Here is a 19,862-nt window from a genome sequence, read left to right as displayed (position 1 = left end):
TAAAAATCGAACAACAGATGTTAGATTTAGAGAATCATATTACCCGTTACTCGTTGCTAAGCAAACGAGTGTTGGTCGCCATTAGTGGGGGACTTGACAGCGTTGTGCTTACGCATTGTTTGTATCGGTTGGGGGTTGATATTATTTTGGCTCATTGCAATTTTCAGTTGCGAGGTGCGGAGAGCGATGCCGACCAACAGTTTGTTGTTGATTTTGGAGATAAACTCAACATTGAAACCTTGGTGAAGCGATTCGATACAAAAAAATATATATCTGAAAATCAAACAAATACACAGTTAGCTGCTCGGAAACTCCGCTATGAATGGTTTGAAACTGTTGCTACCGAAAAGCAGTGTGATTACATTGCCGTAGCACATCATGCGGATGATAATTTGGAAACTTTCATCATCCATCTTTCGCGAGGCACGGGCTTAGACGGACTGCTGGGAATACCTCCGAAAAACGGTAAAATTATCCGTCCGTTATTGGCTTTTTCTCGTGATGAATTGTATCAATATGCTGTTGAAAATCAGCTTTCTTGGCGAGAGGATAGCTCCAATGCTTCCGATGTGTATTTGAGAAACAATATCCGGCATCATATTTCGCCAAAATTGAAAGAACTACACCCTACGTTTATTCAAAATTTTCAACAAACTCTCTTTCATTTGCAACAAACGGCGGATTTCGTTGATTTTCATATCTCTGAACTCAAAAAAAACATATTTACTGAGGAAAATAATCGTATCTTTGTGGATTCGGAAGCATTGAAACAACTCCAAAACATTGATTTTGTGTTGCATAAGTTGTTTTATCCGTATGGATTTTCAAATCTTCAGGATTTGAAACAATTGTTAGAATCCGAATCGGGGAAGCAATTATTCTCTTCGTCTCATCGTCTGCTAAAAAATCGGAATCAATGGATTTTAGAATCTAAAACCGAAATTTCTGAAGAAATTTATCAAATCAAAGAATTTTCCGAATCCATTGATTTTCCGATAAGGTTGCATTTTGATTTTGTTGAGGAAGTTGGTGAGTTTTCCGACAATCAAATTTTTGTAGATGCCGATTTGATAAACTATCCCTTGGTGATTCGCCACAAAAAAGATGGAGATTATTTCTACCCATTTGGGATGGTCGGAAAAAAGAAACTCAGCAAATTTTTTAAGGACGAAAAATATTCTTTGATAGAAAAGGAACAACAATGGCTACTTTGCTCGGGAGCGGACATCGTTTGGGTGGTTGGTAGACGTCTTGATAACCGATTCAAAGTAACCAAAAATACGCGAAAAATCCTAAAAATTCAATTTTTCGAAAAAAAAATACAATTTTATTTGGAAGAATAAAATGTTTTTTCGTACATTTGCACAAGTTATTTGAATCGAAGGAATGATTTATACATTTACATATAAAAATTGGTGGAACAATTACAATCTCAACAAGGGAAGGTAATTGGGTTTTTGTATTGTAATCATATCGCTCACATAATTAAAGTTAAGAACAAACAAAAGTCGTTAGGTCTTCCTAACGGCTTTTTTTGTTGTCAAAAATAAAGAAATTAACAATTAAAACGCATTTAAAATGGAAAATCAATTCAAAAAACAGCCACAAACAGAGGTGTCACCTGTGGCTAAAATGTTGGAAAACAACGGAACTTATGGCGTTTATGGCGGGGCGTTTGTGCCTCCTGTTTTGGAAACTCAACTGAAAAAACTCAGTGACTTTTTTGATCAGATCACCCAAACGGATGAATTCAGAACCGAATTTATCGATGTGTTAAAAGATTTTGTGGGTAGGCCATCGTCGCTTTACTATGCTAAAAACCTGAGTGAATATGTGGGGTCAAAAATCTATTTGAAGCGTGAAGACCTGAATCACACTGGCTCCCATAAAATTAACAATGCCGTTGGGCAAATTTTGTTAGCTAAAAAAATGGGTGCTAAAGAAATTATTGCCGAAACAGGTGCAGGACAACACGGCGTGGCAACCGCAACGGCTTGTGCTTTTTTGGGATTGCCTTGTAAAATATTCATGGGGGCTGTGGACATGGAACGCCAAGCTCTCAACGTTCGACGAATGCGACTATTGGGAGCTGAAATCGTAGCTGCAACCACAGGAAATCAAACACTTAAGGATGCTGTAGACTCCGCTTTGGACTATTACATCAATCATCCAGATAGTTTTTATTTGTTAGGCTCACAAGTGGGGCCTCATCCGTATCCTAAAATGGTGGGATATTTCCAAAGCGTGATTGGCAACGAGGCTCGGCAACAAATTCTAAACAAAGAGGGACGTTTGCCCGATAGCGTTATCGCCTGTCTTGGTGGAGGGTCAAATGCTATTGGTCTGTTTTCAGCTTTTATTGACGATCCTCAGGTCAAAATGTACGGAGCCGAAGGCGGAGGAAAAAACATAGCTAACAACACCGCCGCTACGCTCAATTATGGAACTCCAATCGTTTTCCAAGGAACGTACTCCTACTGCTTAACTGATACGGACAAAAATCCAATCGCTTCAAAATCAATAGCAGCAGGATTGGATTACCCCGGAATTAGTCCACAACATGCCTACCTAAAAGACAGCCAAAGAGCTTCCTATTTTTCCGTGACCGATGAGGAGGCAATCGAATCCTTCAAACTCCTTGCCCGATTGGAAGGTATCATTCCCGCCATTGAATCGTCTCATGCGGTGGCATTGGCCGTAAAACTATTGAAAAACAAAAACAGCCTTTCAATCGTAAATCTGTCAGGAAGAGGAGATAAAGACGTGGAGAGAGAAATGTAAAAGCATTCATTATCCGAAAACTACCGAAAATTTCAAATAAACCACATAGAAAAAACTATATATCTATGTGGTTTATTTTTAATATATTACATATGAAATATTGAAATACTTATGTTTTTCAAAAAAAAGAATAATCACAAAGTATTTTACTTCCCTAATCTTTTGACAGAGGCTACATTAGCACTAATAGTAGTAAAAAGAACAATGGTTATTGAACTTAAAGGCATCAAGATGGCTGCCACCAAGGGCGAAAGTAACCCCAGAACAGCAAAGGTTATTCCCACCATATTATAGAGGAACGATAGCACAAAACTACCTTTAATGATTTGCATTGATTTTTTCGTAAGTGCCATAAAAACATTCAATTGCTTGATTTTTGAAGCGTCCATAATACCATCACAAGCAGGTGAGAATACATTTACATTTTCAGAGAGAGCGATGCCTACATCACTTTGTTTTAAAGCTCCTGCATCATTCAATCCATCGCCTACCATCATCACTTTTTTACCTTTTTCTTGCAAATGTTTGATGTAAAGCAACTTATCTTCAGGTTTTTGATTAAAAAGAAGAATAGAACCCTTAGGTAATATTTTTTCCAAGTTCATCTGTTCGCTTTCATTATCACCTGAGAGAATAACAATTTCATAATCAGATGATAATGATGTAAACAACTCCGAAATCCCATCGCGATAGGAATTGTGGAACACAAAACATCCTTTATAAACATTATCTAAGGACACGTGTACGCTGGTCTTCAAGTTGTTGTGTTCTACGTGTTTCCCTACAAAACTCGCTGATCCAATTTTTACAGCAATACCTTCAACCGTAGCTTGGATTCCTTTTCCTGTAATTTCTTCGAAATTATCAATAAGTTTGGAGTTGTCCGAAACCTCCAAAAAGTCATAGACCTGACGGCTCAACGGATGATTAGAATTTCGCAATGTATTCTTTACAACTCGCTGTTCATTAGGGGTTAAGCTAATACCTTCGTAGGTTAAATCAGATTTATTAGCTGTGGTGATAGTTCCTGTTTTGTCGAAAATAATGGTGTCAATTTTTGCCATTTTTTCGATTACTTTACTGTTTTTGAGGTATAATTTACGCTGACCAAAAATCCGAAGCATATTTCCCAAAGTAAACGGAGCTGAAATGGCTAATGCACACGGACAAGCAATGATGAGTACTGCTGTAAATACGTTTAGTGCCATCACAGGAGCTGAAATTCCCCAGTAAGCACGTAAAATCCAAACGAGTAATGAAATTAACGAAATGGACAAAATGATGATGGTAAAGTATTTACTAACTTTATCTGTTAAAGATTTAAAATCATCATCTTTGTCTTTGTTGAATACATCATTGCTCCAAAGTTGGGTCAAATAGCTTTGTGAAATTCCTTTAAGAGCTTCTATTTCAATGGCTCCTTGCGTTTGTTTTCCACCTGCAAAAAGTTTATCTCCACTGAGTTTCTGCATCGGATCAGCTTCACCGGTTACGAAACTGTAATCGATATGTCCTTCACCACGGATCAGAATTGCGTCCACTGGGATAAGTTCTTGATTGCGAATCAGTAGCCTATCGCCTTGTTGAATATCGTAAACCTGAACGCTTTCTTCCTTTCCATCGGGGTGAATTTTGGTTATTCCAATCGGAAAATAACTTTTGTAGTCGCGCTCAAAGGAGAGAAAGTCATAAGTGCGTTGTTGAAAAAACTTGCCTATTAACAATAGGAAAACCAAGCTGTTAAGGCTGTCGAAAAATCCTTGCCCCGAATCTGTTAATATGTCGTAGCAACTACGGACGAACATTGCTAAAATTCCTAAAGCTAAAGGGATGTCAATATTCAAAAAACCACTTCTGATACCCTTATACGCTGAAATAAAATAATCCGAAGCCGAGTAAAACATCACGGGTAATGAAAGAAAAAACATCAGCCAACGGAAAAAAGGCTTGTACTGTTCAATCCAAAATTCATCAGCCTCAAAATACTCGGGAAAGGACAGTAACATCACGTTTCCAAAAGCAAAAGCTGCCACCCCTAATTTGTAGTAAATATCGCGATTTGGATTGTTTTTTTTGGATTGATAATCATCCAAACTGATGTAAGGTGAATAACCAATATGAGCTAACAGAAGTACTAACTCTTTAAGGGTTAGCATGTCAGCGTTATAAGTGATGCGTACTGTTTTCTTAGGGAAATTTACCAAAGCTGTGGTTACTCCTTTGTGCAAACGATCCAAGTTCTCAAGAACCCAAATACATGAACTACAATGAATATGAGGAATATACAAACTGACAACTTGAACGTTGCCGTCGTTAAATTCCAGTAGTTTATCTACAATTTTTTCATTGTCCAAGAAAGCATATTTTTCCGAAGAAGCCTCCGGACGGGCTCCTGGGGTTTTTTCAAGGTCGTAGTAGGAAGTTAAATTATTTTCTGATAACAGTTCATAGACCGTTTTACAGCCTAAGCAACAGAAAATCTTATCGTCAAGTTCCAACGGACGACTATCGCATTCATTGCCACAATGATAACAAGTATTCGACATAAATTACATTAGAGGTTAGGTAATAACATTTCCCGATTAGGATTGAGAAAAACCTTGCAATTCTCCTTTCGCTAATTTTCTTTCGGGCACATTACCTACTATATAAAGTGGCAAAGTTACAAAAAAATTATGACTTCTATTACTAATTTTATATCTTTGCGAAACTAAACAAAATCAAATCTGCTTATGCCGACTCGCTGTGAGAAATGTTCTGTTAGAAATCAGAATGCGTTAAAAACCTTAAACGAAGGGCAACTTTGCTGTATATCAGAACATAAAACATCCATAGTCATAAAAAAGGGAGAGGTTATTTTTGAGGAAGGTGATATGCTACCGGGGGTCTATTGCATCAGCGAAGGCTTTTGTAAACTTACTAAGTTGAGCTTTGGAGGAAAAAACCAAATAGTGCGATTTGTTACCAAAGGTGATATCTTAGGGCAAAAAAGTATTATTACCAAACGTCCCGTAAGTCTTACCGCAACAGCGTTAACCGACGTACAGGCGTGTTTGATTCCAAAAGAAGACTTTCAAAACTCTTTTGCCGAAAATCACTTTTTTTCATCGGAACTCTTTAAAAATATATGCGATGAACTCAAACAAGCCGACGATGCTATCCTCGACTTAGCACAAAAAACTGTTAAACAGAGACTTGCACATACCCTTATGTTTTTGGAAGAAATCTTTGGAAAAGACCATGATGGATATATCAATATGCAACTTTCAAGAGAAGAAATCGGAACAATGATAGGCTCTGCCACTGAATCTCTCATCAGGATGCTATCTGAATTTACCAAAAACGGATGGATAGAAACCAAAGCAAAACGAATCAAAGTGTTGAATAGAAAGCAATTAGATAAAACTTCACAAGGAATGTAAAGGCTAATATATTGCATCTCTGAACTTGGTTGTCAAAACTTAATTTTAATATGACAAACAGACTTCTATACTTACACGGATTGGACAGCCTATTGCAGGACGACCGAAGAGCTGTTTTGCAAACCTATGGAACGGTCGAAGGCCCTACCATTGACTATAAAAACACGCCTAATTTGTTTCAAAAACTCCAACAAAATTATGCTGACATCGAAGCTATCATAGGGTCGAGTGCGGGAGGATTGGTGGCGTATTACTTGGCTCAATATTTACAAAAACCATGTCTATTATTCAACCCAGCATTGACATTCAGAGCCGAAATGCCTATACCCACCGCGTTCAACAAGAACTATAAAGAGTATATGCAAATTGTAGTTGGAGGACAAGACAAAATTATCTCAGCGTGGGAATCTATCGAAATTATAAAAGAGGATATATCTGAAAATCAAAACATTAATATTCATTTCACTAATACAATGCAACATTCGTATGACATTGATATTTTCCGAAAGGAAGTGGAATTTTTCTTTACTCAAATCAGATAGAACAGATTGTTTTTTTTGAAAAACAGAGCGATTTTAGCAAGAAATGACTGTTTTGAAATGAAACACGAAAAATAAAACCAAAAACCATAAAATAAAATGAAAAAAGCGTATTTTGTAAGTTTATGCGTTCTTCTATCAGCTTGTAATCAAACGGTTACGAAAAATACAGAGGAAAAAACTATTGTTAAACCTGTGGTTATCAGTACTTGGAATCATGGATTACCTGCTAACGATGCTGCTTGGAAAATTCTCGCCTCGGGCGGAAGTGCCTTAGATGCGGTTGAAAAAGGCGTGATGACTGCCGAAGCCGACCCCGAAGAAACATCGGTAGGTTATGGCGGATATCCAGACCGAGAAGGAAACGTGACGCTCGACGCCTGTATTATGGACAGCCAAAACAATGCGGGTTCGGTAGCTTGTTTGAAAAATATCAAGCACCCCATTTCGGTGGCTCGTTTGGTAATGGAAAAAACGCCTCACGTAATGCTCGTGGGTGACGGAGCTAAGCAATTTGCTCTTTCACAGGGATTTAAAGAAGAAGATTTACTAACTGAAAAGTCAAAGAAAGCTTATGAAGAATGGCTGAAAACCTCTCAATATAAGCCTATTATCAATATTGAAAACCACGATACGATTAGTATGTTGGCATTGGACGAAAACGGAAATCTTTCAGGGGCTTGTACCACCAGCGGAATGGCTTGGAAAATGGCAGGTAGAGTAGGCGATTCACCCATCATCGGTGGAGGGCTGTTCTTGGACAATGAGGTAGGTGCAGCCGCAGCAACGGGTTTGGGCGAAGCGGTTATCCGTACGGCGGGTAGTGCGATAGTGGTAGAGCTGATGCGACACGGAAAATCTCCGCAAGATGCTTGTGAAATCGTGACCAAACGCATTTATGATTTGTATAAAAATACCCCCGAATTGGAGCATCTGCAAGTAGGATTTATCGCTTTGAGTAAGAGTGGTGAAATTGGGGCATTTTGTGTTCGTAAAGGATTTAACTATGCATTACAATCTAAAAACCAACAAAATACACTCATTGATGCTACGTATATGATGGAGTAAAACGATTTTATAAATGTAAAAAACGCACCAAATAAATTGAGCTATTTGGTGCGTTTTGTATTTTAAAAAATTAAAGTGATTGAGCGTATTTTTTGTTATTTCGAATTGATTTTATGATAACCTTGGCTATTATAGCAACGGCACATACCAAGCCGTATATTGAAATGGATGTTCCAAATCTATCGGAAAGTCCTGTTGTTGCAGATATAATAGGTATAAAAAGAATTATAAATAGAAAGTCATAGTTCCTACCTACTTTATCATTTTCTAGGAGACTTTCAGAAATTAATTCTTGTTGAATAAACGTTAAATTATTAGGATTGAAAGCGATGACTCTTTCTTTAATACGTTTTCCGTCTCTATAAATCACGATGAAGTTAGCAGAGCCTAAGCTCATCTTTTCAATTTTTGTTGCTACAATACGTTTACGTTCAATATATGGAATTCCTGAAGAAAATCGCATCATAAGGAAGGCAGTGATGAGAAATGTGATTGCTAAACTTGCTGCAAAAATAGCCAAATCAGTGTTGTCTAAAAAGAAAAGTACAACGGCTATTATAGAAAATAATAATGTTCCAATAAATACAACACCTAACGTCTTAAACAAATACGAAATAGATTTCTCATAAGTTTTTGTGATATTTTCAGGAATAACAGACCTATTGATTATCAGTTTATCATTGAAAATATGCAGATACTCTTTTACACCTTGTAGGGTTCGTAAGGGTTTTTCGGTTATAGTCTCAGCAATAAGTGTTTCGTATGAAGTACCCAAAGTGGTTAGTATACGTTTTAAAGTTTCTCCTGACGGTGTGTTTTCTGCTTTTTCCACACGCTGAATGGTTCGGAGAGAAACTCCTGCTTGGGTTGCTAATTCCTCTTGCGAAAGACATTTCATTTTTCGTAATTCCTTAATTTTTTGTGATAGTTTTTCAATATTCATAGGTTTCCTATTTTTCGCAAAGATATGAGGATTTCAGCTTTTTACTCTAATTTTTAATACGCCTTTTTTACGTCATTTTGCAAAGGTACTGATAAGAACAGAAGCGTCTCCCCTCACGAAAAAATAGCATTGGAGGCAAAGTCGGCGAAAGGTAATGTGGAAGCATTCATTTTCAGCATAATACATTTTCTTAAAAACAAACCACATAGAAACATCGTTTTTTCTATGTCCCTATGTGGTTTTATCATAAATCTAAGATTGAAATCCGTTCTATTTTTCTAATATCGGGAATACAAAGTACTGTTTTTTATCCTCCGAAACCAAATAAACCACCAAAGGCAACCCTTGCTGACGATACAACTGCAACACAGAGGCTTTGATCGGGTTGGGTTGAGTAGCCGATGCATCTTTGTAAAGCACCGTAGTTGCCTCGCCCTCTTTCCACGCCGTAGGAAGCTCTAATTTCAAGAAATGCGTCTTTCTGTCGGTTGCGGAAACTGCCGTGTGCAACGTTTTCGGGGTTTGATACCGATATTTGGTCTCTACTTTCATCACGCCGCCGATGTTTTCCATAATTCCGAATTTGACAGGAACTACATTCACTTTGAGGCTTACCGAACGTTTGCTATTGGTAGCATCGGTTATTTTAAAGGTAACGCTTCCGGCTTTTGTTGCCCGTATGTTGAGTTGTCCTTTTTCGTGGGTTAGGGTGGCAACATCGGAAGTGTTGGGGGTGATGCTCACCTGCGAGGCATTGCTAAGCCCCACCTGTGTGTATAGCCCTTGCATAAGTGACACTTCCGTAAGGGTCAATTGCATATCGGGGGTGTGGGGGCAGGTGTGGGAGTATCTTCTTCTTTACTACAAGCCGTTAAAGCTACTACAAAAAGCAATAATAACGATTTTATGATATGTTGATGTCTCATTTCTTTATAATTTTTAGGATTACTATTTAACTACAATACCGTCATAACTTACTGTGTAAGAAACGCCTAACACTTCAAAGTGAATCATAAGGGTAAAAGTACCTGCTTTGGCAAACTCAAGTTGCGCTTGTGTGGCGTCAATTGTGCTTACAAGGGCTGTGACTGCCGAAGCATTGCTCATATCGATAAGCGTAGCTTTGAAGTTGGTCGCATTTTGAGGCATTTCTTCCCACACAAAGGTTTGAGGCGTTCCTGTTTTCAGTACAGCCGTGTCTAAGTCTGTCAGATGCGGAAGTACCGCATTAGGGTCAAGTAAAATCACTTCCTCGAAAACAGCCGTAAGCGATATTTCTTCGTTTACGGTAAAGCTATACTCCGCTTGGGTAGAAACCACCGCTTGAGTAGCCGTGTTTATCCAATGTTTGAATTTATGCGGTGCTACGGGCGTAGCTGTTACTTTTGCGGTTTGACCTGCATTAAGGGTTTGATTTTCAGGAGATACGCTACCCCACGCCGTGTTGTTACTTTTAGCCGTTACCTTGTAAGTAGAAACGCCCTGCTCAAAAACAGCGGTAAAACTGCTATTTTCGTTTACGGTAAAGCTATACTCCGCTTGGGTAGAAACCACCGCTTGAGTAGCCGTGTTTATCCAATGCTTGAATTTATGCGGTGCTACGGGCGTGGCTGTTACTTTTGCTGTTTGACCCGCATTAAGAGTTTGATTTTCAGGAGATACACTACCCCAAGCCGTGTTGTTGCTCTTAGCTGTTACTTTGTAGGTAGAAACACCCTCCTCAAAAACAGCGGTAAGACTGCTATTTTCGTTTACGGTAAAGCTATACTCCGCTTGGGTAGAAACCACCGCTTGAGTAGCTGTGTTTACCCAATGTTTGAATTTATGCGGTGCTACGGGCGTGGCTGTTACTTTTGCGGTTTGACCTGCATTAAGGGTTTGATTTTCAGGAGATACGCTACCCCAAGCCGTGTTGTTACTTTTAGCTGTTACCTTGTAAGTAGAAACGCCCTCCTCGAAAACAGCGGTAAGACTGCTATTTTCGTTTACCGTAAAGCTATACTCCGCTTGGGTAGAAACCACCGCTTGAGTAGCCGTGTTTATCCAATGTTTGAATTTATGTGGTGCTACGGGCGTGGCTGTTACTTTTGCCGTTTGACCTGCATTAAAGGTTTGATTTTCAGGAGATACGCTACCCCACGCCGTGTTGTTGCTCTTAGCTGTTACCTTGTAAGTAGAAACACCCTCTTCGAAAACAGCGGTAAGACTGCTATTTTCGTTTACGGTAAAGCTATACTCCGCTTGGGTAGAAACCACCGCTTGAGTAGCCGTGTTTATCCAATGTTTGAATTTATGTGGTGCTACGGGCGTAGCTGTTACTTTTGCCGTTTGACCTGCATTAAGGGTTTGATTTTCAGGAGATACACTACCCCACGCCGTGTTGTTACTTTTAGCTGTTACCTTGTAAGTAGAAACGCCCTCCTCGAAAACAGCGGTAAGACTGCTATTTTCGTTTACCGTAAAGCTATACTCCGCTTGGGTGGAAACCACCGCTTGAGTAGCTGTGTTTATCCAATGTTTGAATTTATGCGGTGCTACGGGCGTGGCTGTTACTTTTGCCGTTTGACCTGCATTAAGGGTTTGATTTTCAGGAGATACGCTACCCCAAGCCGTGTTGTTGCTCTTAGCCGTTACGTTATACGTAAATACGCCCTCCTCGAAAACAGCGGTAAAACTGCTATTTTCGTTTACGGTAAAGCTATACTCCGCTTGGGTAGAAACCACCGCTTGAGTAGCCGTGTTTACCCAATGTTTGAATTTATGGGGTGCTACGGGCGTGGCTGTTACTTTTGCCGTTTGACCTGCATTAAGGGTTTGATTTTCAGGAGATACACTACCCCAAGCCGTGTTGTTACTTTTAGCTGTTACCTTGTAAGTAGAAACGCCCTCCTCGAAAACAGCGGTAAGACTGCTATTTTCGTTTACGGTAAAGCTATACTCCGCTTGGGTAGAAACCACCGCTTGAGTAGCCGTGTTTATCCAATGTTTGAATTTGTGCGGTGCTACGGGCGTGGCTGTTACTTTTGCCGTTTGACCTGCATTAAGGGTTTGACTTTCAGGAGATACACTACCCCAAGCCGTGTTGTTGCTCTTAGCTGTTACTTTGTAGGTAGAAACGCCCTCCTCGAAAACAGCGGTAAGACTGCTATTTTCGTTTACGGTAAAGCTATACTCCGCTTGGGTAGAAACCACCGCTTGAGTAGCTGTGTTTATCCAATGTTTGAATTTATGTGGTGCTACGGGCGTGGCTGTTACTTTTGCGGTTTGACCTGCATTAAGGGTTTGATTTTCAGGAGATACGCTACCCCAAGCCGTGTTGTTGCTGTTGGCAGTAATTTGTAAAGGCAAAGGCTCAAAAACAGCAATAAAACGCACGTTTTCATTGATGGCAGGTTGGTACGGATTGTCATTGGCTACGATAAAAGAAGGCGTACCCACAGCCCAACCCACAAAGCGATAGCCCGTTTTTGGGGTAGCCTGTAAGGTAACCTCTGTACCTGCATTTACGGTTTGGGTGGCGGGTTGTGCCGTACCCCACGTAGGGTGATGGCTTTCGGTGGTAAGTGTATATTGAACGGTACGCTCATCTTTGAGAGTGAGATATCGAAATGTATTACCTCCATAAGTTCCGTTGTTTAAGAGATTGCTTGTATTGTCATCAAAAGATAATCGTAATATAAAATTACTTTCTCCAGGAAACTTATCCTTAGCATCCGATAAAATTTTGTGTATTTTTTCATTACTTTTGTCTTCATACAAATATACAAAATTTGTTGAACCTTCTGGAGCAATATCCCACCATACAGCAGAACTTTTATTAGTTGAAACATTAATTGTCTGATTATCAGAAACTTGAGAAGCTGATCTTGAGTGTGTATTTGTACTGTTTTTGATGCGTAAAATAGCATTATCATCTAGGTCTTGTCCATTAAGTTGCCAAATCCAATAATAATTGACATCTCCAGCGATTCTTCGGACTTTGGTCACTCCTCCCACAATGGTCTCATAGCTACAGCTAAAGCCTCCAGCTCCAGTAAATCTGAGGCGCGTTTTCCCATTTGTTCCAGTAATAATAGTAAATTTTCCATAGTTCCTGTATACATTGGTATAGTGAGATGGAAATTCTACCTCAAAACTCATGCCATTTTTGACAAGCACTCGTGTAAAAATGGATTCTGTTGTAGAGAAGTCTTCCTCAGCAAATTCAGTGATTGACTTTACTGTGTTTGGCTGATCAATTGTGATCGTCTTGGCGTAGCTCGTCTGAGCATAGCCGAGTTGTCCTGCGCTGAATGCCACCACAAGGGTAAGCACCAACAAAAAGATATGTTTTTTCATATTGCTTAAGGTTAATATATCAAAAAAAAGTAATAAATCCTGCAAAAGTAAACAAAAAAGCAAGAAACTTCCAAAAAAATAAGTGGGTTTTGTGTTTTGAGCCTTACAAAAGGCTACCGTCAAACAAAAAAGGCAGTAAATCCTTAATGGAATCCGTTTGAATGATTTTTCCACAGGCTCCCATAAAATAAACGGGAATGGCTTTTTTTTGTCGTATTTCGTACTCCGAAAGTGATTGCCTACACGCACCACAAGGCGACACGGGTTGGTCGGTGGGTGCTTTCGCCGTACCGGAAATGGCAATGGCTTGAATCGTTTCGTTTGGAAACTGAGTCGATGCTTGATAAATTGCCACACGCTCGGCACACAAGCCCGACGGATAAGCCGCATTCTCTTGGTTGGAGCCTATGCAAATGGCACCATTCTCCAACCGAACAGCCGCACCAACCTTAAAGTTGGAGTAAACCGCATACGCATTTTCCCTTGCCTTTACAGCCTCAGCCATAAGGGTTTGCACCTCTTCCGGAAGTTCAGAAATATGTTCGTAAGTTGTGTAGCGAATGGTCAATTGTTGTTTCTCCATAACAAAAAAACCGTTACTCAAAACCAACACTCTTGCCACAAACAGAATTCAGCAAGGCTTGTAAATTGGTTTAAAATACGTTTGACTAAATGATTACTTTCGCAAAGTTACGTATTATTTTTGAAAACAGGAATATTTTATGTGATTTCTTTAGGTGAAACGCAGGAAAATTATCAGCCTCTGATTCGTTTATTTGAACCGTTTTTCGATCTTTCAAGGTCGAAAAGAAAACATATCATTTCCATAAATTGGATTTAAAAACCCCGTAGGCTTTCTATTCAAAGCACTTTGCCAAAGTTTTAAGACTTTGGCAAAGTACCAAAAACACAGAAGAAAAACAAAATCCGTGTTACCTGTGGAAAGTTATTTCTATTTGGTTTTTACTTTAATTACAGCAGTTTTCAATCCTTTACTTTTGGCTTCGAAAGTGATTTCTCCAGCTTTTTCGCTTGATTGTACGATGGCTACCAATTTTCCGTTGAAAAGATGCATTTTTGGCAAATGGAATTGGTCGGTTGAGGTGGCATCGCCATTAGCTGCCGCACGATACGTTCCGGCTCCACTTACTTTGAAAGTAACCAAATCATTTACATTAGGGCACAGATTTCCGTCTTTGTCCACCGCCTCTATGGTAATGAATGAAAGGTCTTTTCCGTCGGCAGTAATTACATTTCTGTCGGCAGTAAGGCGAAGTGAATGTGGTTTCCCTGCTGTTTTTACAATTTTTTCAGCTACGGCTTTTCCGTTTTTGTCGTAAGCGACAACCTTTACTTCACCTGCTTCGTATTTGGTGTCGAGCCACATTAGGCGATAACGTTTCTGACGCTCAAACGATTGCTGCGCTTCTTTGGTGTAACTTCCATCAAGCGGAATGTTCAAATCTTTACTGCGTTTCCCTTGACTTTTTCCATTGATGAAAACCTCTGCCGAAGGATAATTTGTATAAACAAAAATCGGAGTTACTTGTCCTTCACGTCCTTCCCAATTCCAATGTGGTAGAACGTGTAGCGTTTCGGCTTCTTTGTTCCAATGGCTTCTGTAAAGGTAAAATCTATCTTTAGGAAGTCCTGCCAAATCCACCGCACCAAAGTATGAGCTATGAGCAGGCCATTCTACGTAATACGGAGTCGGTTCACCCAAATAATCAAATCCTGTCCAAATAAATTCGCCAATAGTGTAAGGTAAATCTTCGTGTTGAATCCAATCATCTTCTGGCAAATTTGACCAACCGCAATGTTCTACATCATAGGAAGAGGTTTGTTGGTCTTGATATTTTGGCATTGATTTTCTTTCCACAGGGAATTTGTAAACACCTCGTGAACTGATAGTTGAAGCGGTTTCACTTCCCAAAATAATCTGTTGAGGCAACAATTTGTAGGCTTCTTGATAACGGAACGGACGATAATTGAAACCTGCCACCTGCATAGTTGCCGCCATATTGTTTTTGAAAACGTGGTCGGGTCTGTCCATTCCGTTGGAAACAGGTCGTGTACCATCGTGTTTGTGGATAATATCTTGTAACCAACGTGCTACTTTGGCTCCTTCCTGAACGCTTTGTTCTTCTACTTCGTTACCGATGAACCACATCACCACACTCGGGTTGTTACGAAAATGACGTACCAAATTGGTTAAATCTTTTTCTGCCCAATCTTTAAAATAACGATTGTAGCCATTTTCTACCTTCGGAATTGCCCATTCGTCGAAACTCTCCAAAGCCAACATCATTCCCATTTCATCGGCAATACGCACATATTCAGGAGCTGGCATATTATGAGCCGTACGAATGGCGTTCACGCCCATATCTTGCATAATTCGTATCTGACGACGGATAGCCGCTTCATTGATCGCTGCCCCAATCGCTCCCAAATCGTGGTGCATACACACGCCTTGAAACTTGATTTTTCTTCCGTTGAGATACAATCCGTCGTTGGGTTTGATTTCGATTTTTCGGATACCAAAAGTGGTTGTTTCGGTGTCTTTCAGCGTTCCGTTTTCATATATTTTTGTAACTGCTTTGTACAAATTAGGTTGCTGAATGTCCCACAAAACAGGATTTTTTACATAAATATCTTGTTGAATTTTATTATTGACAATAAATTCATTGTATTTTTTTCTGTCAGAAGCAATTTTTTCTCCTTTCGGATTAAAAATTTCGGTTTCTACTTCAATGTTAGACAGATTTTGACTTTCTATCTCGGTTTTTAGCTGAATTTTAGCGAAATTCTTCTCAATTTCAGGAGTTGTTAGCTGAATTCCCCAAATCGGGATATGGGTTTTGCTCTTCACAATCACGTGTACATTTCGGTAGAGCCCTGCACCTGGGTACCAACGTGATTGCTGCGTCAAATTCTCCAAACGAACTGCCAAGGTATTGTTTTTGGCTTTCACAAAAGGAGTAACATCGAGGAAAAAAGTGTTGTATCCGTGGTGCCATTCTCCTGCTTTTTCCCCGTTTACGAATACTTCGGCGTTGGACATTGCTCCATCAAACTTGATGAAAACTTTTTTGTCGGAATTGAAATCCGCCACATCAAATGAAGTTCGGTACCAACCCACACCTACGAACGGAAGTCCGCCCGTACGCCCCGAATGCTCGATGGGAGCTACTTGTCCGTCCTGCTTAATGGCGGTGCGTTGCACATCGTTTTCAATGTCAAAAGGTCCGTAAATCGCCCAATCGTGAGGCACAACTACATTTTGCCATTTTTTGTCATTTACGGAAATTTGCGAGAAGTTTTTGTTATCCTCACGCGTGAATTTCCAATTCTTTTCGAGAGTTTGCGAGGTCTGTGCGATACTCATGGAACTCATTCCCACTAAAATGGTTGATAAAAATATGTTTTTCATAAGAAAATGAATGATTTTATGGTAATTTCTTTGATTTTATTTCTATAAGTTCGTAAGAAACGGAAAAAGGAGTGGCTTTTGTAAGTTTATTTACCTTTAAAAGATAATGATAGCCCGTTTCAAACTCAAAATTTTTGATTTCTTGGAGTATGACGGGCTTTTTCGTTTGGTTGTCCAGACAGAAAAGAGCGTCATATAATATAGGTTTTCCGTTGGCGTCTAACTCAATAGGATACGATTTATAAAATTTCACTTTCTGCGGGTTTACCACCAACTCTATTTCTTCGGAAGTGTCTTGGGTGATTATTTTTTCTTTTTTTAGAAGTTCTAAAAGTTCATATTTGATGGGAATAACATCTTGCGGAGGATTTTTTTTCATCCAAGTTTTCTTGGCTTTGAATGTATATTGAAATCCTCGTTCGTATGATAATTTATCTTTTCCTTCAATGATGGTATGGAAAGCATCTTGTTTTCTATTATCCTCATTATCAGAATAAACGATGGCTTCTGTCCAAATATCAGAAAGCACGTGCTTGCCACTTTGTGTCTGCGGATAGATTGTCAATTCAACTATCGTCTCAACATCTTCTGCTTCATTTTTCAAGCAACCCACCCAAACAAAGTTCAGAAGAAAAACCAAAATAAATATACCTCGCTTTTTCATATCATTTTTTGGTCGTGTTGTAAAAAGTATGATGGAAGTTCTGATTGTCAGGCTGAGCGAAGTCGAAGCCTTATCATTACAGGGCTTCGACTTCGCTCAGCCTGACAGAAATGTCCTCTTTTTTTAAGGTATCATACTTTTTACATCACTTCCCATTTTTTATTTGGTCACAAAGATAACGTATTTTTTCAGAAGAAGCAATCTTAAAAAAACAAAAGCCTATAAAATAGCTATTTGAGAGATAAAGTGTTGTTAATCAAATAGTTGCTTTTTAGATATAGCGTTTACTAAATGCTTTAAGCATACGGACTATTTAAAAAAACGCATTTCTTTCGTTAGGATATTTTCATGATGAAAAATAGCTTACAGATGTTAAAACTCAAAACCAGGTCCTTTTACGTATAGATACCCTGTTTTTTGTTTTCCATCTTCAAAGGTAATTACAAAGAAATAAGTACCATCAGGCAAATGAGTTTTGCCAAGGGTTCTTGAATGCTCTGAACGACCTCCAAATCGCTGGTTGTCAAGCATATAATTTTCTTTTTCATATACTTTTACGCCCCATCGGTTGAAGATACGCACCACGTTTTTCTGTTTGCAACTTTCGTAATATTTTTTAAGGTCTTCCACCTCCCAAGTGTCGTTAGCACCATCTTGATTAGGCGAAATAGCATTGGGGATAAACATCTTATCAAATAAATCATCGCAAGGCGGTTTTGCTACCACCTCTAATAGTAGGCTTACCACATCGCTTTGGCAACCCGTATCGGTTTTACAAACCACATAATAAGTCGTATTTCGGGTAGGATGGATTTCCGAAGCCGTAATTTCCTGCGTAAGAGCCGAATCGGTAAACCATTGTACTTTATCGTTACCGCAAGACACACTTGCCAAACTTACCGATTGCCCCAAATAAATTCGGGCTGGGAAATTGGACGCATTGGGCAGATTAGGTGGTGTATTTCGTTCGATAGCTACCGAAGTAGGTTCGCTTTGTACTCCGTTAAGTGTCTGACGCACCCAATAAGTAACCGATTGCCCTTGTGGAATATCTTTGGTATTAACGCTAATAGACGAGGTGGTCTCGCCCGTACTCCAAACCAAAGCCCCAGTATATCCAGAGGCGTTTAGTTGGGCAGTACCCTTATGGCAATCGTACGTAATTTGTATTTTAGGAGGAGTAACCTCACCCATTATGGTGATAACCCCTATTTTGGTGTTGTTACTACACCCATCATTGACGTTTACTTTGTAGTAATACGTCCCCGCTTCAAGCCATTGTACTTGCACTTGCGGACTGCTATTGCCACCCACAAACACGGCTTTTGACGGCGGGCAGTTTCCTGCCGTTTTAGTAAAATCAAGGTTCGGCGTAGGCACATAGAGTTCCCACGTGTATGTACCATTAGGTACATCACTTATTGACAATGTGGTGGTTTGCCCTACTAAGCCTGTGTTTTGAGCCGAAACACCGCCCCAAAAACAAAGCCATAAGCAAAACCACAACAGCAACGAAACGCTATGTCTGTTATGCCGATACATATTGTTTATACAAAGGATATAATTTCCCGAATACTGAAAATCTTCGGGAAATTATACCTTGTATAGAGAAAGTTTTTTAAGTTTTTATTGAATTTGGATGATAAACCCTCCTGATTGAGCTTGAATTTCAGGTCTTGCTAAAATGACTTGTGTTCCTTTTCTATTGTCGCTGTCATTTGTTATATCAGAACAATCGTCCTTAACGTCTCTCGCTCCTAAACTATTGTTTGCAAGAATCATATTACCTTTGGTTGACAAGGATATATTCTCATCTGTAAGCCCCTCGTATGTCCCGTTATTTACCACTATTTTTAATATAAACGAACTTTGCGTGGTAGCCGTTTTTGCCAATAGATTTGTTACAGAAGCTCCTGCTACAAAATCATCGCTAAAAGTTTCAAAAGTACTTCCTCCTGCTTTCCACTCTACGGATTCGTACTTTCTTCCTACAAACTCAGCGTCTGTTCCTGTTTTTCCTTGAAGTTCGGGAAGTGAAATCGTAGGTTTCCAATTACCTACATATCCACTCATTTCTACCTTATAGTAGAGTGTTGTTTTTCCGTACTCGTATTTCACTTTTCCGTTAGCAAGAACCTGAGCAGAAGAGATACCTGCCGCACATACTTTTTCTTCTCCTGCATTAAACGCAGCCCCGTCAGCGTCTTTAACAGGTGTTACCTTTAACTTGAAATTATTTAACGGCTTTATTCTCATAGCTTTCATATTGTTGGACTCACAATTATTTTTGGTTTCTGTATATTTAATAACCAAATAAAAGGGATTCCCACTGGTTAAGGCATCGGGTTTCCAAGTTAATTTTAATCGTTTGTTAGCGTTGTCTGCATCGTCATAAGTTGCGTCACCAGCAACAACATCAAAAAAATTGTTTGTAGCACTCTCTTTTGTTCCGTTAAGTAAGTCTGCTTGTTGGGTAATATACCAGTGATATTTACCATTTCCTGTAAACCCATTGTTTGTGGTATTTACCTCATACGTGTAAGTAGTACCTATTTGAGGTTTGTTTTGGTCAGCGGTACAAGGTGTCGTTTGTGCATAAGCACCTGCCGATACGATGGCAAAAGCCATACTTAATACTAACTTTCTCATAATAATAAAAATTTAAAAAATGAATATT

Annotated in this window: 14 protein-coding genes; 5 read left to right on the top strand and 9 right to left on the bottom strand. The window is 39.3% G+C overall.

Features of this window, described 5'->3' with window-relative positions; all coding sequences use genetic code 11:
- The first annotated feature begins 17 nt into the window (after positions 1–17).
- A complete protein-coding gene (gene tilS, locus CGC49_RS06750; protein ID WP_095912205.1) occupies positions 18–1,343 on the top strand; it encodes a tRNA lysidine(34) synthetase TilS in 1,326 nt (441 codons plus the stop codon).
- A 235-nt stretch (positions 1,344–1,578) separates the two neighbouring features.
- The gene (gene trpB, locus CGC49_RS06745; protein WP_095893808.1) at positions 1,579–2,781 is read left to right on the top strand and encodes a tryptophan synthase subunit beta; all 1,203 of its coding nucleotides are present in this window, start codon (positions 1,579–1,581) and stop codon (positions 2,779–2,781) included.
- A gap of 146 nt (positions 2,782–2,927) precedes the next feature.
- On the opposite strand, the gene CGC49_RS06740 is transcribed toward trpB, so the two are convergent.
- Positions 2,928–5,327, bottom strand: coding sequence for a heavy metal translocating P-type ATPase metal-binding domain-containing protein (locus CGC49_RS06740; protein WP_095893807.1), 2,400 nt, complete (start codon positions 5,325–5,327; stop codon positions 2,928–2,930).
- Positions 5,328–5,513: 186 nt separating this feature from the next.
- On the opposite strand from CGC49_RS06740, the gene CGC49_RS06735 reads away from it, so the two are divergent.
- From CGC49_RS06735 to CGC49_RS06725, 3 genes are all read left to right on the top strand, one after another.
- Positions 5,514–6,203, top strand: coding sequence for a Crp/Fnr family transcriptional regulator (locus tag CGC49_RS06735; RefSeq protein WP_042005336.1), 690 nt, complete (start codon positions 5,514–5,516; stop codon positions 6,201–6,203).
- 50 nt (positions 6,204–6,253) lie between these two features.
- Positions 6,254–6,745, top strand: coding sequence for a YqiA/YcfP family alpha/beta fold hydrolase (locus CGC49_RS06730; RefSeq protein ID WP_095893805.1), 492 nt, complete (start codon positions 6,254–6,256; stop codon positions 6,743–6,745).
- A 96-nt stretch (positions 6,746–6,841) separates the two neighbouring features.
- Positions 6,842–7,810 (top strand): N(4)-(beta-N-acetylglucosaminyl)-L-asparaginase, encoded by a 969-nt coding sequence (locus tag CGC49_RS06725; RefSeq protein WP_095912204.1) that lies wholly within the window; start codon positions 6,842–6,844, stop codon positions 7,808–7,810.
- A gap of 70 nt (positions 7,811–7,880) precedes the next feature.
- Here the strand turns inward: CGC49_RS06725 and CGC49_RS06720 are convergent, their stop codons facing one another.
- The 8 genes from CGC49_RS06720 to CGC49_RS06685 all read right to left on the bottom strand — a co-directional run bounded on the left by CGC49_RS06720 (position 7,881) and on the right by CGC49_RS06685 (position 19,834).
- Positions 7,881–8,753, bottom strand: coding sequence for a helix-turn-helix domain-containing protein (locus tag CGC49_RS06720; protein WP_232745162.1), 873 nt, complete (start codon positions 8,751–8,753; stop codon positions 7,881–7,883).
- A 270-nt stretch (positions 8,754–9,023) separates the two neighbouring features.
- Entirely contained in the window at positions 9,024–9,572 is a 549-nt protein-coding gene (locus CGC49_RS06715) for a hypothetical protein (RefSeq protein ID WP_157909013.1), read from the bottom strand.
- 129 nt (positions 9,573–9,701) lie between these two features.
- Entirely contained in the window at positions 9,702–13,091 is a 3,390-nt protein-coding gene (locus tag CGC49_RS06710) for a hypothetical protein (protein ID WP_157909012.1), read from the bottom strand.
- A 103-nt stretch (positions 13,092–13,194) separates the two neighbouring features.
- A complete protein-coding gene (gene cdd / locus CGC49_RS06705; protein WP_042009606.1) occupies positions 13,195–13,674 on the bottom strand; it encodes a cytidine deaminase in 480 nt (159 codons plus the stop codon).
- Positions 13,675–14,043: 369 nt separating this feature from the next.
- The gene (locus CGC49_RS06700) at positions 14,044–16,521 is read right to left on the bottom strand and encodes a DUF4982 domain-containing protein (RefSeq protein WP_095912201.1); all 2,478 of its coding nucleotides are present in this window, start codon (positions 16,519–16,521) and stop codon (positions 14,044–14,046) included.
- 16 nt (positions 16,522–16,537) lie between these two features.
- Positions 16,538–17,185 (bottom strand): hypothetical protein, encoded by a 648-nt coding sequence (locus tag CGC49_RS06695; RefSeq protein ID WP_095912200.1) that lies wholly within the window; start codon positions 17,183–17,185, stop codon positions 16,538–16,540.
- Between the two features lie 372 nt (positions 17,186–17,557).
- Positions 17,558–18,727: a gliding motility-associated C-terminal domain-containing protein gene (locus CGC49_RS06690; protein ID WP_095912199.1), complete on the bottom strand. Its 1,170-nt coding sequence runs from the start codon at positions 18,725–18,727 to the stop codon at positions 17,558–17,560.
- A gap of 84 nt (positions 18,728–18,811) precedes the next feature.
- A complete protein-coding gene (locus CGC49_RS06685; RefSeq protein WP_157909011.1) occupies positions 18,812–19,834 on the bottom strand; it encodes a hypothetical protein in 1,023 nt (340 codons plus the stop codon).
- Between the last annotated feature and the right edge of the window lie 28 nt (positions 19,835–19,862).

This window comes from Capnocytophaga sp. H4358 (genome assembly GCF_002302515.1).
In the GTDB taxonomy this organism is placed as follows: Bacteria; Bacteroidota; Bacteroidia; order Flavobacteriales; family Flavobacteriaceae; genus Capnocytophaga; species Capnocytophaga canis.
The sequence above is the reverse complement of the archived record's forward strand: the minus strand, read 5'-3'. Positions and strand labels throughout refer to the sequence as shown.

Bases quoted from the DNA above. Each gene is read 5' to 3' on its own strand.
- CGC49_RS06700 (WP_095912201.1), bottom strand. From the start codon at position 16,521: ATGAAAAACATATTTTTATCAACCATTTTAGTGGGAATGAGTTCCATG.
- CGC49_RS06715 (WP_157909013.1), bottom strand. From the start codon at position 9,572: ATGCAATTGACCCTTACGGAAGTGTCACTTATGCAAGGGCTATACACA.
- CGC49_RS06725 (WP_095912204.1), top strand. From the start codon at position 6,842: ATGAAAAAAGCGTATTTTGTAAGTTTATGCGTTCTTCTATCAGCTTGT.
- CGC49_RS06690 (WP_095912199.1), bottom strand. From the start codon at position 18,727: ATGTATCGGCATAACAGACATAGCGTTTCGTTGCTGTTGTGGTTTTGC.
- CGC49_RS06685 (WP_157909011.1), bottom strand. From the start codon at position 19,834: ATGAGAAAGTTAGTATTAAGTATGGCTTTTGCCATCGTATCGGCAGGT.
- CGC49_RS06720 (WP_232745162.1), bottom strand. From the start codon at position 8,753: ATGAATATTGAAAAACTATCACAAAAAATTAAGGAATTACGAAAAATG.
- CGC49_RS06735 (WP_042005336.1), top strand. From the start codon at position 5,514: ATGCCGACTCGCTGTGAGAAATGTTCTGTTAGAAATCAGAATGCGTTA.
- cdd (WP_042009606.1), bottom strand. From the start codon at position 13,674: ATGGAGAAACAACAATTGACCATTCGCTACACAACTTACGAACATATT.
- CGC49_RS06710 (WP_157909012.1), bottom strand. From the start codon at position 13,091: ATGAAAAAACATATCTTTTTGTTGGTGCTTACCCTTGTGGTGGCATTC.
- CGC49_RS06730 (WP_095893805.1), top strand. From the start codon at position 6,254: ATGACAAACAGACTTCTATACTTACACGGATTGGACAGCCTATTGCAG.
- CGC49_RS06740 (WP_095893807.1), bottom strand. From the start codon at position 5,327: ATGTCGAATACTTGTTATCATTGTGGCAATGAATGCGATAGTCGTCCG.
- CGC49_RS06695 (WP_095912200.1), bottom strand. From the start codon at position 17,185: ATGAAAAAGCGAGGTATATTTATTTTGGTTTTTCTTCTGAACTTTGTT.
- tilS (WP_095912205.1), top strand. From the start codon at position 18: ATGTTAGATTTAGAGAATCATATTACCCGTTACTCGTTGCTAAGCAAA.
- trpB (WP_095893808.1), top strand. From the start codon at position 1,579: ATGGAAAATCAATTCAAAAAACAGCCACAAACAGAGGTGTCACCTGTG.